Source organism: Pseudomonas sp. AU12215, assembly GCF_001675465.2.
GTDB lineage: Bacteria > Pseudomonadota > Gammaproteobacteria > Pseudomonadales > Pseudomonadaceae > Pseudomonas > Pseudomonas nitroreducens.
This window is the reverse complement of the sequence record NZ_MACM02000142.1, coordinates 1-418: the sequence shown is the minus strand read 5'-3', so window position 1 is coordinate 418 and position 418 is coordinate 1. Positions and strand designations below refer to the sequence as shown.

The window sequence follows — 418 nt, the reverse complement described above, 5'->3', positions numbered from 1 at the left end:
CGCACGATATCGCTATCACTCCGAGCACGACAAAGTATCCGTAGGCCGTGTCCAGCTCCGGCATGTGCTTAAAGTTCATGCCGTATATTCCAGCGATCGCCGTCGGGACTGCCAGTATTGCCGCCCAAGCCGCCAGCTGGCGGGTGATCACCCCCGTCCTTTGCGCTTCAAGAAGGCTGCTGGCCTCAAAGACCGTGGACAGGACAAGCAGGAGGCCGTCGACCATGGACTGCACGCGGTGGACATGGTCCGCGACGTCGTGGAAATATGGTGTCATTTCGGCGCTGATGCAGGGAAAGTGGCCGCGAACGAGCTTTCGCACCAGCTCGGCCATAGCCCCGAGCGTGCGCTGGAACCGCGTGAGTTCGGACCTTAGTTCGAAGATTCGCGCCACCTCTTCTGGCCCGAGGAAATCGTG

1 protein-coding gene is annotated in these 418 nt (G+C 60.5%); it reads right to left on the bottom strand.

What is annotated here, in order from left to right; translation table 11 throughout:
- Nucleotides 1-418: CorA family divalent cation transporter (locus tag A9513_RS22080; protein WP_304362947.1), on the bottom strand; the 418-nt coding region annotated here is incomplete at both ends.